The 14,324-nt window shown below is 65.0% G+C and carries 13 protein-coding genes; 11 read left to right on the top strand and 2 right to left on the bottom strand.

What is annotated here, in order from left to right; translation table 11 throughout:
• Window positions 1–120: 120 nt before the first annotated feature.
• From ybgC to ACM6UT_RS01950, 11 genes are all read left to right on the top strand, one after another.
• On the top strand, window positions 121–582 hold the full coding sequence (gene ybgC, locus ACM6UT_RS01900; protein WP_416795675.1) for a tol-pal system-associated acyl-CoA thioesterase: 462 nt from the start codon (window positions 121–123) through the stop codon (window positions 580–582).
• A gap of 193 nt (window positions 583–775) precedes the next feature.
• Window positions 776–1,495, top strand: a complete 720-nt coding sequence (gene tolQ / locus ACM6UT_RS01905; RefSeq protein WP_416795676.1) for a protein TolQ — start codon at window positions 776–778, stop codon at window positions 1,493–1,495.
• A 26-nt stretch (window positions 1,496–1,521) separates the two neighbouring features.
• Window positions 1,522–1,980, top strand: a complete 459-nt coding sequence (tolR, locus tag ACM6UT_RS01910) for a protein TolR (RefSeq protein ID WP_416795677.1) — start codon at window positions 1,522–1,524, stop codon at window positions 1,978–1,980.
• 9 nt (window positions 1,981–1,989) lie between these two features.
• Window positions 1,990–3,096 (top strand): cell envelope integrity protein TolA, encoded by a 1,107-nt coding sequence (gene tolA / locus ACM6UT_RS01915; protein WP_416795678.1) that lies wholly within the window; start codon window positions 1,990–1,992, stop codon window positions 3,094–3,096.
• 21 nt (window positions 3,097–3,117) lie between these two features.
• Complete coding sequence (tolB, locus tag ACM6UT_RS01920; RefSeq protein ID WP_416795679.1) at window positions 3,118–4,425, top strand: Tol-Pal system beta propeller repeat protein TolB; 1,308 nt, start codon at window positions 3,118–3,120, stop codon at window positions 4,423–4,425.
• Window positions 4,426–4,582: 157 nt separating this feature from the next.
• Window positions 4,583–5,119 carry a peptidoglycan-associated lipoprotein Pal gene (gene pal / locus ACM6UT_RS01925; protein ID WP_416795680.1) on the top strand — a complete coding sequence of 179 codons (537 nt, stop codon included), beginning with the start codon at window positions 4,583–4,585 and terminating at the stop codon, window positions 5,117–5,119.
• Window positions 5,120–5,285: 166 nt separating this feature from the next.
• Window positions 5,286–6,257 (top strand): tol-pal system protein YbgF, encoded by a 972-nt coding sequence (ybgF, locus tag ACM6UT_RS01930; protein WP_416795681.1) that lies wholly within the window; start codon window positions 5,286–5,288, stop codon window positions 6,255–6,257.
• A 13-nt stretch (window positions 6,258–6,270) separates the two neighbouring features.
• Window positions 6,271–7,599, top strand: coding sequence for a tRNA lysidine(34) synthetase TilS (tilS, locus tag ACM6UT_RS01935; protein WP_416795682.1), 1,329 nt, complete (start codon window positions 6,271–6,273; stop codon window positions 7,597–7,599).
• A 125-nt stretch (window positions 7,600–7,724) separates the two neighbouring features.
• Window positions 7,725–9,662 (top strand): ATP-dependent zinc metalloprotease FtsH, encoded by a 1,938-nt coding sequence (gene ftsH / locus ACM6UT_RS01940; protein ID WP_416795683.1) that lies wholly within the window; start codon window positions 7,725–7,727, stop codon window positions 9,660–9,662.
• 236 nt (window positions 9,663–9,898) lie between these two features.
• Window positions 9,899–11,254 carry a phosphoglucosamine mutase gene (gene glmM / locus ACM6UT_RS01945; RefSeq protein ID WP_416795684.1) on the top strand — a complete coding sequence of 452 codons (1,356 nt, stop codon included), beginning with the start codon at window positions 9,899–9,901 and terminating at the stop codon, window positions 11,252–11,254.
• Window positions 11,255–11,350: 96 nt separating this feature from the next.
• Entirely contained in the window at window positions 11,351–11,635 is a 285-nt protein-coding gene (locus tag ACM6UT_RS01950) for a GIY-YIG nuclease family protein (protein WP_416795685.1), read from the top strand.
• A gap of 197 nt (window positions 11,636–11,832) precedes the next feature.
• On the opposite strand, the gene ACM6UT_RS01955 is transcribed toward ACM6UT_RS01950, so the two are convergent.
• Window positions 11,833–12,579 carry a YebC/PmpR family DNA-binding transcriptional regulator gene (locus ACM6UT_RS01955; RefSeq protein WP_416795686.1) on the bottom strand — a complete coding sequence of 249 codons (747 nt, stop codon included), beginning with the start codon at window positions 12,577–12,579 and terminating at the stop codon, window positions 11,833–11,835.
• 146 nt (window positions 12,580–12,725) lie between these two features.
• Window positions 12,726–14,264, bottom strand: coding sequence for a flavin-containing monooxygenase (locus ACM6UT_RS01960; RefSeq protein ID WP_416795687.1), 1,539 nt, complete (start codon window positions 14,262–14,264; stop codon window positions 12,726–12,728).
• Between the last annotated feature and the right edge of the window lie 60 nt (window positions 14,265–14,324).

The raw sequence follows: 14,324 nt of genomic DNA on the forward strand, positions 1-14,324 counted from the left end.
TATCGACTCCTGTGCCGGTTGAGCTCGATTTCTGATAATGCCCATTTGTGACAGAACTACAATGCCGCCGGTCCGGCTCCGCAAAACCCCGAACTATTGAGAGTGTAAAAGGATAAACACTTGACGAACAAAGCAATTTCCATATGCGGCGAGCTCGTCGAAACCGGCCACCGCCTGCTCCAGCGGGTCTATTATGAAGACACCGACTTCTCCGGCCTCGTCTATCACGCCCGCTACCTGCACTTCCTGGAACGCGGCCGTACCGACTATCTGCGCTGCCTCGGCGTGGAACAGAGCGCGCTGCTCGGCGTCGACGACGAGGGCCTCGTTTTCGTGGTCCACCGGATGGAGATCGACTTCAAGAGCCCGGCGCGCATGGACGACGTGCTGGAGATTTCGACGACGACGACGAAGGCGGGCGGTGCCAAGATGGTGCTGGAGCAGGAGATCCGCCGCGGCGAGCAACTGTTGATCGCGGCCAAGGTGACGATCGCCGTCGTCAACCGGCTCGGGCGCCCGCGCCGCCTGCCGGAGACGCTCGCGGCACAGTTCCTCACGTCGAGCGCACAAGGGCCGCGCTAACGATATCTTAACCATATCGGAGCTTACTGGCGACACGCAGATTTGTGCGATGCACGCCTTCGTTTGACCAAAATTGAACGCAACAAGGCGTTCTGGGAGCTTGAAGCGGATGGCGACCGGACTCCTTATAGGCAAGCAATCTTGAACCGCCCGGTCTCGTGCCGGGCGTTTGGATTTCGGGGATTACAAAGCGATGGAAGCAGTTGATTTGGCGGCAGCGACGCAGGACGTGAGCCTCTGGAGTCTGTTCATACAGGCGGGCTTCGTGGTGAAACTGGTCATGCTGGGGCTGCTCTCCGCCTCGGTGTGGACCTGGGCGATCGTCATCGACAAGACGATGAGCTACACGAGGGCGCGGCGGCAGTTCGACCAGTTCGAACAGGTTTTCTGGTCGGGCCAGTCGCTCGAGGAACTCTACCGGACCCTTGCCGAGCGCAGCAATACCGGCCTCGGCGCGATCTTCGTCGCCGCCATGCGGGAATGGAAGAAGAGCTTCGAGCGCGGCGCGCGTTCGCCGATCGGCCTGCAGATGCGTATCGACCGCGCCATGGACGTGACGCTCGCGCGCGAATCGGAACAGCTGGAAGCCCGGCTCGGCTCGCTCGCCACCATCGGCTCGGCAGCACCCTTCGTCGGCCTCTTCGGCACCGTCGTCGGTATCATGACCTCCTTCCAGGCGATCGCCGGATCGAAGTCGACCAACCTCGCCGTCGTCGCCCCGGGTATCGCAGAAGCGCTGCTCGCGACCGCGATCGGCCTCGTCGCCGCTATTCCCGCGGTTATCGCCTACAACCGCTTCTCCGGCGATGCCGGCAAGCTGACGGCCCGCATGGAAGGTTTCGCCGACGAATTCTCGGCCATCCTCTCGCGCCAGATCGACGAGAAGCTGCAACCGCGTCAGGCCGCCCAGTAAGGGCGGCCGGTTACGGAGACTGACCGATGGCAATGTCTGTTGGATCGAATGGCGGTGGCGGCGGTCGCCGCGGCTCGCGTCGTGGCGGCGGCAAGAAGAAGCCGATGAGCGACATCAACGTGACGCCGCTCGTCGACGTCATGCTCGTGCTGCTGATCATCTTCATGGTGGCCGCGCCAATGATGACGGTCGGCGTGCCGATCGACCTGCCGGAAACGCAGGCGAAGGCGATGAACGCCGACACCCAGCCGATCACCATCTCGGTCAATCCGGCCGGAGAGGTCTACCTGCAGGAAACCCCGATCGCCATCGACGAGGTCGTGGGCAAGCTGCAGGCGATCGCCACCACCGGCTACAACGAGCGCATCTACGTGCGCGGCGACACTGCCGCCGCCTACGGCACCGTGATGAAGGTGATGGCCCGCATTTCCGCGGCCGGTTACAAGAACATCGGCCTCGTGACGCTGCAAGAACAGGAAAAGTGATCGGACGCTATGAAAGGCAGTCTCATCACATCGGCCGTCCTGCATGTGCTGGCGCTCGTTATGGCGCTGGTCACCATCAGCGCGCCTCAGTCCTTTGACGTCGCCGACGTCGAGGCGCTGCCGGTCGATATCGTGCCGATCGAGGAGATCACCCAGATCCAGCAGGGCGACAAGAAGGCGCCCGTCGCCGAGAAGTCCGCTCCCGTGCCGACGCAGAAGCCGACCTCGGTCGAGAACGCCGAGAACCTCGGCGACAACAAGGTCGACCTGAAATCGGTACCGACCCCGAATGCCAAGCCGAGCAACGCCGAATCCTCCGCCGCGCCGGAAAAGGTCGAGAAGGTCCAGCCGAAGCAGGACAACGTGACCAACGACGTCGAGGACATCATCAAGGAAGACACGGCGACCAACCCGTCGACGGAAGTCGCCAAGGCCGAGCCGCCGAGCGAGGCAAAGCCCGATCCGGCAGCAGAGGCGAAACCGGAAGCCAAGCCCGAGGAAACGGCGGCCGAGGAAATCCCGCTACCCGAAAGCGTGCCCCTGCCGGCCGCCAAGCCGAAACCGGAAAAGCCGAAGCCCGCCGAAAAGCCGGCCGAGAAGAAGCCGGCGGAGACCCAGACGGCGAAGAGCCCGGACAAGAAGAAGGCCGACAAGAACCAGGAGTCGGCCAAGTCCAAGTCGTCGAAGGAAAGCGATTTCAACGCCGACGAGATCGCAGCCCTCTTGAACAAGAACGATCCGACGGCCGGCGGCGCCAAGGCCTCCCAAGACAAGGCGGCATTTGGCGGCAAGAAGACCACCGGCGGCTCGAAGCTCAGCCAGAGCGAGATGGATGCGCTGAAAGGCGTGATCCAGAACAACTGGTCGTTCATTCCCGGTCTCGCCGGAATGGATGGCATGGTCATCCAGGTCCGCTTCCGGCTCGATGAATCCGGCAACCTGATCGGAGACCCGGAGGTCACCGCCAGCGGCGGCGAAGCCTCCACCCAGCAGGTCATGATGGCGAGCGCGCGGCGTGCGGTCCTGCGCTCGGCACCCTTCACAAATCTTCCACCCGACAAATATGACGCCTGGTCAGAGGTCGTTGTGAACTTCGACCCCAGCGAAATGATGTAAAAAGCTAAAGGCCTGAAAAGAATGATGAAGCTCAATCTTCTTCGATATCTGGCGGTGATCGTCGGCCTTGCCGGCGCTTTCGCGACGCCGGCGAACGCGCTCGTCGAGATCAACATCAACAAGGGCAATGTCGAACCCCTGCCGATCGCCGTCACCGACTTCGTGTCGGGCGATGACATCGGCGCCCGGATATCCCAGGTGATCGAGGCGGACCTGAAACGCTCGGGGCTGTTCGCCCCGGTCAACCGCCAGGCCTTCATCGAGAAGGTCTCCAACCCCGACCAGGCCCCGCGCTTCGAGGACTGGAAGGTCGTCAACGCCCAGGCGCTCGTCGTCGGCCGGATCAGCAAGGAAGGCGACGGTCGTCTCCGCGCCGAGTTCCGCCTGTGGGACACCTTCGCCGGCCAGCAGATGACCGGCCAGCAGTTCTACACCCAGCCGGAGAACTGGCGCCGTGTCGCCCACATCATCGCCGACGCGATCTATGAGCGTATCACCGGCGAGAAGGGCTATTTCGACACCCGCGTCGTCTTCGTCTCCGAAAGCGGCACCAAGGCCGACCGCAAGCGCCAGCTCGCGATCATGGACCAGGACGGCGCCAATGTCCGCATGCTGACCAACACCAAGGACATCGTGCTGACGCCGCGCTTCTCGCCGAGCCGCCAGGAAGTGACCTACATGTCCTTCGAAGGCCAGCAGCCGCGCGTCTATCTCCTGCAGCTCGAAACCGGGCAGCGCGAGGTCGTCGGCAACTTCCCGGGCATGACCTTCAGCCCGCGCTTCTCCCCCGACGGCCAGCGGGTGATCATGAGCCTGCAGCAGGACGGCAACGCCAACATCTACACGATGGACCTGCGCTCGCGCACCACGACGCGGCTGACCAACACCGCGGCGATCGACACCTCGCCCTCCTATGCCCCGGACGGTGGGCGGATCGTCTTCGAAAGCGACCGCGGCGGCCGCCAGCAGCTCTACGTCATGAATGCCGACGGCTCCGGCCAGCAGCGCATTTCCTTCGGCGAGGGTTCCTATTCCACGCCGGTCTGGTCGCCGCGCGGTGACCTGATCGCCTTCACCAAGCAGTCGGGCGGCAAGTTCTCGATCGGCGTGATGAAGCCGGACGGTTCCGGCGAACGCATCCTGACGACCGGCTTCCACAACGAGGGCCCGACCTGGGCGCCGAACGGCCGCGTCATCATGTTCTTCCGCCAGGCCGCCGGCGCCGGCGGGCCGCAGCTCTACTCGATCGACCTCACCGGCTACAACGAGCAGGTGATCCAGACGCCGTCCTACGCCTCGGACCCGGCCTGGTCGCCTCTCCTCGAATGAGGCGCAATTGCGCCTCTTTCTTGCCGCAAAGTGCTGCAAATCAGCGGCTTTCAGCGGTGTTTTAGGACCCTGTTAACCATGTTCGTTCGATGCCGGTTAACCTAGAACGGTTAGAGTCCGGCAACCCTAACCGAAGACATTCAAGGAGAGACCGGCGATGAGCCGCACCTACGTTCCGGCCACGAGCCGCATGCAGAAACTCGCGAGCAACCCCGCCATCGTCGCGCTGGCCCTCACGCTTGCCCTCGCCGGCTGTGCCTCGAAGAAGAACCTTCCGAACAGCGCCTCCGAGCTCGGCCTCGGCGCCGGTGGTGCAGGCACCCCGGGTTCGCAGCAGGACTTCACCGTGAACGTCGGCGACCGCATCTTCTTCGATACCGACTCGACCTCGATCCGTGCCGACGCCCAGCAGACGCTCGACCGCCAGGCCCAGTGGCTGATGAAGTATCCGCAGTACGCGATCACCATCGAAGGCCATGCCGACGAACGCGGCACCCGCGAATACAACCTCGCTCTCGGCGCCCGCCGCGCCGCCACGACCCGCGACTACCTCGCTTCGCGCGGCGTTCCGGCGAACCGCATGAAGACCATCTCCTACGGCAAGGAACGTCCGGTCGCCGTTTGCGACGACATCTCCTGCTGGTCGCAGAACCGCCGCGCGGTCACCGTGCTCGGCGGCGGCGCCGGCCTCTGAGAACAGGCGTTCCGACCGATTGCCGAAGGCGGCTCCCGCAAGGGGGCCGCCTTCCGTCTTTTCTCCATACTTTGGCCGAACTTCAGTTGCTTTTTACCCGCGATTGGAAAGAATCGGCTGTCCGCGCCGGCGTGCGCGAGGATCAGATCGAAACAGGAAACTTGACATGAAACGACTTGCCATGGCCGCGATGCTCGCGACGGTCTCGCTGGGGGGACTGTACGGCACCGCGAGCTCCATGCAGCTTATGCCGGGTATCGGCCCGTCGGCGGCACAGGCCCCGGCGAGCACCAACGCGCGGCAGCCGGTCGTGCTCGCCCAGAGCAACGACGCCGCCGTCCGCGTACTCCAGCTCGAAGAAGAGATCCGCACCCTGAACGGCCGGGTCGAGGAAATGAGCTACCAGCTCCTGCAGATGCAGGAGCAGATCCGCAAGTTCCAGGAAGACAACGAATTCCGCTTCCAGGACCTGGAAAAGTCGAAGTCGACCAAGAGCGGGGCACTCCAGACCCCGGTCACGGGCGGCACGCAGCAGGACGAGGTTGCCAACGTCATCACCACCGAGCCCCCGGCATCCGCCGGGGACCCCTCGGACGGACAGCTCGGGACGCCTGAACAGACCCTTGGCTCGATCGAGCTCGATCCGAGCGGCATGCCCGTCTCCGCGACGATCAACGCCAGCGCGAAGAGCGGCAACAACCTGCCCGGCGTCGAGGCCCCGGCCACCGCGGGCGGTGCCGAAGTCGCCTCGCTCGGCAGCGAATCCGACGTCTACCAGGTCGCCTACGGCCACGTCCTTTCCGGCGATTACGGCCTTGCCGAGAACGAGTTCAACGACTTCCTGAGCCGCTATCCGCAGAGCCGCAAGGCGGCCGATGCGCATTTCTGGCTGGGCGAGGCGCAGTATTCCCAGGGCAAGTTCAACGAGGCGGCGAAGACCTTCCTCAACGCCCACCAGGCCTACAGCTCCTCGCAAAAGGCTCCGGAAATGCTGCTGAAGCTCGGCATGTCGCTCGCAGCCCTCGACAATACCGAGACCGCCTGCGCCACGCTCAAGGAAGTGACGCGCCGCTATCCCAAGGCCTCGCGCGCTGTCGTCAACAAGGTTGCGACCGAACAGAAGCGCCTGAGCTGCTGACGCGGCCGTCGCGATGGACGCGCCCGCAGACATCCTGCCCGAGCGGGACACCTCGCCCGAAGACGCCGTCTCGCAGTTTCTCGGTTCGCTCGCAAAGCCCTCGCGCATCCTCGTCGCGATCTCCGGCGGCAGCGATTCAACCGGCCTTCTCCTCGCCCTGCATCGGCGCATTGCCGCAGGCGACCAGCCCCACACTCTTTTCGCCGCCACGATCGACCACGCCCTGAGGCCGGACTCCGCCCTCGAAGCCGCGCGCGTCGCCGCCTTCTGCCGCGACCTCGGCATCCCGCATGAAACCCGCCGCTGGCTCGGCGAAAAGCCCACGACCGGCATTTCCGTCGCCGCACGGGAGGCACGCTACCGTCTCCTCGCCGACATTGCCGCCGAGTTTCGCGCCGATCTTCTCGTGACCGGCCACACCGCCGACGACCAGGCGGAGACGGTCGCCATGCGGACGGCCCGCGCGCCTTCTCCCCATGGTCTTGCCGGCATGGCACCGGCCACGCTCTACGACCGCAGGCTCTGGATCGTGCGTCCTTTCCTTTCCGCCCGGCGGGCGGCGATCCGCGCCTTCCTGACCCGCAACGGCCTCGGCTGGATCGATGATCCGAGCAACGTGAACCCTGCCTATGAGCGCGTTCGCACCCGCATGGCGCTGTCGCAGGCGATCCCGGACGCCGGCCGGACCGCCGCCACCCGCCGCACCCGCCTTTCCGGCGAGGCGGCGAACCTTCTGCGCTCCACGGCGACGGTCCGGCACGGGACCATCGTCCGGCTCGCGCCCGAAGCATTCGACGCGGAACCGGAGGTACTGCGCCACGCGCTGGCCTTCCTGCTCGCCGTCCTCGGCGGCCGGTCCTATCTGCCGGCGAGCGAGCAGATGGATCGCGTCACCGCCCTCGCGCTCGCACCCGGACATGGCCGGGCGACGGCGGCGCGCACGCTTTGCTGGAAGCGCGCCGACGGGTTCTATCTGATGCGGGAAGACCGCAATCTTCCGCAGTTCACGGTCGCACCGGGACGAACCGCGCTCTGGGACGACCGTTTTCTCGTCACGAACGGCGGCGAGGACGAAATCCGGGTCGGACCCGGCCCGGAGCTGCCCGCCGGCGAGGACGACCGGTCCGCCCCCCGTCTCCTTGCGCGACACCGGGCGCGGGTTCTGCCGCATGTCATCTCCCCGGAAGGCGGTGCGCCCCTGGCGGCTGCCAAGATGGAGACCCTGTCGGTGGAACCGGTGCTCGCCCCCTTCGACCACTTTCTGCCGGTTTTCGATCTCGCCGTCGCCGACGTTCTGGCCACGCTCTTCGGCAGGTTCCCCTATCCCGTTGCGCCAATTTAGGTCTTGTTGACGGAAAACGCATTCGCGAGGTCGGTTTTCCTTGGCAAGGCGGCACCGCAATCCTATGTTAACGGATAATCGTACCGGCCGCAGACAATGTAGGCTGTTTCTGTTCGGGGAGTTCAATGAACCCAAATTTTCGTAATTTCGCGCTATGGGCCATCATCGCCTTGCTGTTGATCGCTCTCTTCAGCATGTTCCAGACGTCGCCGTCTCAGACCAGCTCGCGCGAAATCCCGTATTCGCAGTTCCTGCGCGAGGTCGACTCCGGCCGCGTTCGTGACGTCACCGTCACCGGCAATCGCGTCGCCGGCACCTATGTCGAGAACGGAACAGCCTTCCAGACCTATGCACCGGTCATCGACGACATGCTGCTCGAGAAGCTGCAGTCGAAGAACGTCATGATCGTCGCCCGCCCCGAGACCGACGGTTCCTCCGGCTTCCTGAGCTATCTCGGCACGCTTCTGCCGATGCTCCTGATCCTCGGCGTCTGGCTGTTCTTCATGCGGCAGATGCAAGGCGGATCGCGCGGCGCCATGGGGTTCGGCAAGTCCAAGGCGAAGCTTTTGACCGAGGCCCACGGCCGCGTCACCTTCGACGACGTCGCCGGTGTCGACGAGGCCAAGCAGGACCTCGAGGAAATCGTCGAATTCCTCCGCGACCCGCAGAAGTTCCAGCGCCTCGGCGGACGTATTCCCCGCGGTGTGCTTTTGGTCGGCCCTCCCGGTACCGGTAAGACGCTTCTCGCCCGCGCCATCGCCGGCGAGGCCAACGTGCCCTTCTTCACCATTTCGGGTTCGGACTTCGTCGAAATGTTCGTCGGCGTCGGCGCCAGCCGCGTCCGTGACATGTTCGAGCAGGCGAAGAAGAACGCGCCCTGCATCATCTTCATCGACGAAATCGACGCCGTCGGCCGCCATCGTGGCGCCGGCCTCGGCGGCGGCAACGACGAGCGTGAACAGACGCTCAACCAACTGCTCGTCGAGATGGACGGTTTCGAGGCCAATGAAGGCATCATCCTGATCGCCGCGACCAACCGTCCCGACGTTCTCGATCCCGCACTCCTGCGTCCGGGCCGCTTCGACCGCCAGGTCGTCGTCCCGAACCCGGACATCGTCGGCCGCGAACGCATCCTCAAGGTCCATGCCCGCAATGTTCCGCTGGCGCCCAACGTCGACCTCAAGGTTCTCGCCCGCGGCACGCCGGGCTTCTCCGGCGCCGACCTGATGAACCTCGTCAACGAGGCCGCCCTGATGGCGGCGCGGCGCAACAAGCGCGTCGTCACCATGCAGGAATTCGAGGACGCCAAGGACAAGATCATGATGGGCGCGGAACGCCGCTCGTCCGCCATGACCGAGGCCGAGAAGAAGCTGACCGCCTATCACGAGGCGGGTCACGCGATCCTCGCCCTCAACGTGCCGGTCGCCGACCCTCTGCACAAGGCAACGATCATTCCGCGCGGCCGTGCCCTCGGCATGGTCATGCAGCTCCCCGAAGGCGACCGCTATTCGATGAGCTACAAGTGGATGGTCTCGCGGCTCGCGATCATGATGGGCGGCCGCGTCGCCGAGGAGATCACCTTCGGCAAGGAGAACATCACCTCCGGCGCTGCCTCCGACATCGAGCAGGCGACCAAACTCGCCCGCGCCATGGTCACCCAGTGGGGCTTCTCCGACGAACTCGGCCAGGTCGCCTACGGCGAAAACCAGCAGGAAGTCTTCCTCGGTCATTCCGTCTCGCAGAGCCGCAACGTCTCGGAATCGACCGCGCAGAAGATCGACAACGAAGTGCGCCGCCTGATCAACGAGGCCTATGCGGAAGCCCACCGCATCCTCACCGATCAGCACGACGAGTTCGTCGCGCTGGCCGAGGGCCTGCTGGAATACGAGACGCTGACCGGCGACGAGATCAAGGCGCTGCTGAAGGGCGAGAAACCCGCCCGCGACCTCGGCGACGACACGCCGCCGAGCCGGGGTTCGGCCGTTCCGACGACCGGCGTCAAGAAGGACACCGGTGCCAAGGGCGGGGAGCCCGAGGGCGGGCTGGAACCCCAGCCGCACTGACCCCTCTCCGCAGGCATACCTGCAAGAACACGGGACCGCCGCTCGAAAGACCGGCGGTCCTTTTCGTTTCGGTAACAGGATATATTGGGCATTGACGCGAATTTACGTGCCGTTTCGCACGTTTTATGGCATGAGCAGCCCGAGAGGGTGCCGCGCCCTCGGCTCCGTCTGCGCGCAGCCGCGAGGCGGAGCCTGAAACCGTCCGCGGCGCCGCCAATGCACTTTCGGGAGTACACATGTCACGTCGCTATTTCGGTACGGACGGTATCCGTGGACAGTCCAACGTCTTTCCGATGACGCCGGATCTCGCCATGCGGGTGGGCATCGCCGTCGGCACCATCTTTCGCCGCGGCCATCACCGGCACCGCGTGGTGATCGGCAAGGATACCCGTCTTTCCGGCTACATGCTCGAGAACGCCCTCGTCGCGGGCTTTACCGCCGCCGGCCTCGACGTCTTCCTGCTCGGGCCGATCCCGACCCCTGCAGTCGCCATGCTGACCCGCTCGCTGCGTGCCGATATCGGCGTGATGATTTCCGCCTCGCACAATCCCTTCGCCGACAACGGCATCAAGCTCTTCGGGCCCGACGGCTACAAGCTTTCCGACGAGATCGAGCAGCAGATCGAAGACCTGCTGGACAACGACATCTACGCGCAGCTCGCGCCGGCGAACGAAATAGGCCGCGCCAAGCGCGTCGACGGCGACATCTACCGCTATATCGAGTTCGTCAAGCGCACCCTGCCCCGCGACGTCACCCTGCATGGCCTCAGGATCGCCATCGACTGCGCCAACGGCGCAGCCTACAAGGTGGCGCCCGCCGCGCTCTGGGAACTCGGCGCCGAGGTGATCACCATCGGCAACGAGCCGAACGGCACCAACATCAATCTCGATTGCGGCTCGACCCATCCTTCCGCCCTGCAGAAGAAGGTCCATGAAGTGCGCGCCGACATCGGCATCGCGCTCGACGGCGACGCCGACCGCGTCATCATCATCGACGAGAACGGTGCCATCGTCGACGGCGACCAGCTGATGGCGGTGATTGCCGAAACCTGGGCGAATGACCAGAACCTCAAGGGCGACGGCATCGTGGCGACGGTGATGTCCAACCTCGGGCTGGAACGCTTCCTCAACGGCAAGGGCCTCAACCTCGCCCGCACCAAGGTGGGTGACCGCTACGTCGTCGAATACATGCGCCAGCACCACTACAATGTCGGCGGCGAGCAGTCGGGCCACATCGTGCTTTCCGACTTCGGCACCACCGGCGACGGCATCATTGCTGCGCTGCAGATTCTGGCCTGCGTCAAGCGCACCGGCAAGACGGTGAGCGAGATCTGCCACCGCTTCGATCCCGTGCCGCAGCTTCTGCGCAACGTCCGCATCTCCGGCGGCAAGCCGCTCGAGGACAAGACGGTCAAGCAGGCGATCGCCGATGCCGAGAGCGAGCTCGCCAAGAGCGGCCGCCTGGTGATCCGCCCCTCCGGCACCGAACCGCTGATCCGCGTCATGGCGGAAGGCGACGACCGTGGTCAGATCGAGCGCATCGTCAACGACCTCGTCGGCGTGATCGGCAGCGCGCGCGGCGCGGCGGCGTAAGACGTCGCCGCGGCAAGGTCTCGGCCCGGAAACGTTCGGTAGGGGAGTCATCCTCGGGCTTGACCCGAGGATCCAAAGCGAAGCAGCATTTCCCGCATGGCGGGATTTGTCTACATCATGACCAACCACAAGCATGGTACGCTCTATATCGGCGTCACGTCCGATCTGGAGCGCCGGATCTATGAGCATCGCGAAGAGCTTGTGAAAGGCTTCACGTCCACCTACGGCCTGAAGCGCCTTGTGTGGTACGAAGAGCACCAGAGCATCGGTACCGCCATCCAGAGAGAAAAGTCTCTGAAGCGCTGGTACCGCCGATGGAAGATCGAGCTGATCGAGTCCCTGAACCCGGACTGGCGCGATCTGTATCGCGAGCTGTGGTAGACCTTGCGAAGGTGTCGTGGATGCTCGGGTCAAGCCCGAGCATGACCGAGTGAATTTGTACGCCGTGCCCTTCTCAGACCCCGCCTGCGGGGAAGTGTCGGCAGGCGGATGAGGGGCGGCACGGACGTCATGAGCAAACAATGAAAAAGGCCCGGCTGCGCGAGCAACCGGGCCTCTTTTATGCCGTGACTTGACGATCAGGCCGAGAGCTTGGCCATGACCTCGTCGGAGACTTCGAAGTTCGAGTAGACGTTCTGTACGTCGTCGTCGTCTTCCAGCGTGTCGATGAGCTTCATCAGCGACTGCGCCTTTTCCTCGTCGACTTCGATCGTGTTCTGCGGCTTCCAGATCGCCTTGACGGATTCGGCTTCACCGAGGGCGGATTCCAGCGCCTTCGAGACTTCGTTGATGTCCTCGAAGCCGCAATAGATCGTGTGGCCGTCCTCGTCGGTGACGACGTCTTCGGCACCGGCCTCGATCGCCGCGTCCATCACCTTGTCGGCATTGCCGACGGAAAGCTTGTAGGTGATTTCGCCGACGCGGTCGAAGGAGAAGGAAACCGATCCGGTTTCACCGAGCGCGCCACCGGCCTTCGAGAAGGTCGAGCGGACGGAGGATGCGGTGCGGTTGCGGTTGTCGGTCAGCGCCTCGACGATGACGGCGACGCCGCCCGGGCCATAGCCTTCGTAGCGGACTTCTTCGTAGTTCTCGCTGTCGGCTCCGGATGCCTTCTTGATGGCGCGCTCGATGTTGTCCTTCGGCATCGACTGCGCCTTGGCGTTCTGCACGGCGAGGCGAAGACGCGCATTCATCGTCACGTCCGGCAGGCCGGTCTTGGCCGCGACGGTGATTTCACGCGCAAGCTTGGAGAACATTTTCGACCGCACGGCATCCTGACGGCCCTTGCGGTGCATGATGTTTTTAAACTGTGAATGGCCAGCCATGGCACCCCTGATCACACTTATTGTTGGGAATGGCGCCTTATAAGAGCGAAAACCGCCCTGTTCAAGAGCAGCGGGGGTATTTCCGCCGCCGCGGCTCCCCACGGCGGACGGCAATGACGGAGCCGCCCGGCGGCGGCCCCGAAGGATCAGGCGGCAGACGACAACGCCTCTCCCTGCACGATGCCGCGGATCGCCTGCTCCTCCGCCGTAAAGGCGGGGTCGGTGACGGCGCCGAACGCCGCGGCGGCACCTTGCACTCGTGCGACCGCGTCGGGGAGCGCATCCGCGCCGTCGAGGCGGAAGGAGACGGCCGAAAGCGGGCCGAAGAGCAGCGCCCGTTCCAGATCCGGCCGTGCTGAGAGATCCGGATCGACCCCGGCATTGCGCGCGAAGCCGAGGGCGGCGACATGCATCGGCACCGCCGGCGGCCCGGCGCGCATGGCCTTCGCCCGCGCGACGCCTTCTACCATCTCCGCCTGCGCCGGGATCGGCGCGACCCCGGCGAAGCAATAGCTGATCCAGCGGGCCTGCAGCTCCAGCACCGGCAGGTAGGGACCGACGAGATCGTAGAGGCCGAGGAAGGCCAGTCCCGGCAGGTCAGGGTGGAAGGTGTGGTCATGGAGGTCCATGTGGACATCGTCGAGGCCGAGCGTCGCCGTCGTCGCCGCATCGAGGAAGGGCAGCGACAGGCGGTAGCCGGTCCCGAGGATGATGCCGTCGAACTCGCCGCGGCGGCCGCCGCGGAAGAGGACACGGTTTCCGTCGATCTCCTCGATCCACGGCATGACCGCGATGCGCCCCTCCGCCACCGCCGGCAGGAACTGCTGCGACTGGGTGACACCGGCGGCGAAGATATCGTCGTCGGGTGCGGGTGCGCCGAACTGCGCCGGATTGCCGGCGACGGCGAGCACCTTGGCCCGCAGCCCCGCGGCAAGTTCCGGCGGCGGCAACACGCCGCCGAGAAGCGCTGCGGCACGGTTGAACATCACGTGCTCGGTGGGTACGCCGGAGATCAGTTTCGGCAAGACGTAGCGCTGGCGGCGATTGGCGACCGTGACCCGCGCGCCGCCATAGGCGAGCTCCGAGGCGATTTCGAGCGCGCTGATCGAGCAGCCGGCGACGAGCACATGGCGGCCGCGATAGCGCTCGACGCCGTTGTACTGGGCGGCGTGGATGGCGCCGAGCGATCCGGAAAAGCCCGAGAGGCCCGATATTTCCGGGACCGACGGCGTACCGCAGCGGCCGGTCGCCACGACGACCCGCCGGAAGACTTCCGAGCGCTCGCGCCCGCCACTCGCCGAGCGGATGCGCCAGCCGCCGCCGGCCGCGGGTTCGAGGCTCTCGACCCGCGTCGACAGCCGCAGCTTCGGCAACAGTCCCGAGACGAAGGCGTAACGCTCGAGATAGTCGAGCATCTCGTCCTGGGTGAGATAGGTCGCGCTGCCGGGTGCGTGGTCGAGATCGGAAAAGGCCGTCATGATCCGGCTCGTGTTCGTGCGCATGCCCGGCCAGACGGTGCTCGTCGCGCAGGCCGAGTTCCACTGGCCGCCCAACCGGGCAGACGCCTCGAAGACGACCGGATCGAGCCCGTGGGCCGCGAGCCATTTCGCCGCGGCGAGTCCGCCCGGCCCGGCGCCGATCACGGCGACACAATTGTCGGGCATTACTGTCGCTTGCTGTTGCACTTTGCTCTCCTTCATTCGCTGGGAGCCTTGCTCATAGGCGCTTCGACAGCGGTCGTTTCC

Source organism: Ciceribacter azotifigens (genome assembly GCF_048159625.1).
Taxonomy (GTDB): domain Bacteria; phylum Pseudomonadota; class Alphaproteobacteria; order Rhizobiales; family Rhizobiaceae; genus Allorhizobium; species Allorhizobium azotifigens.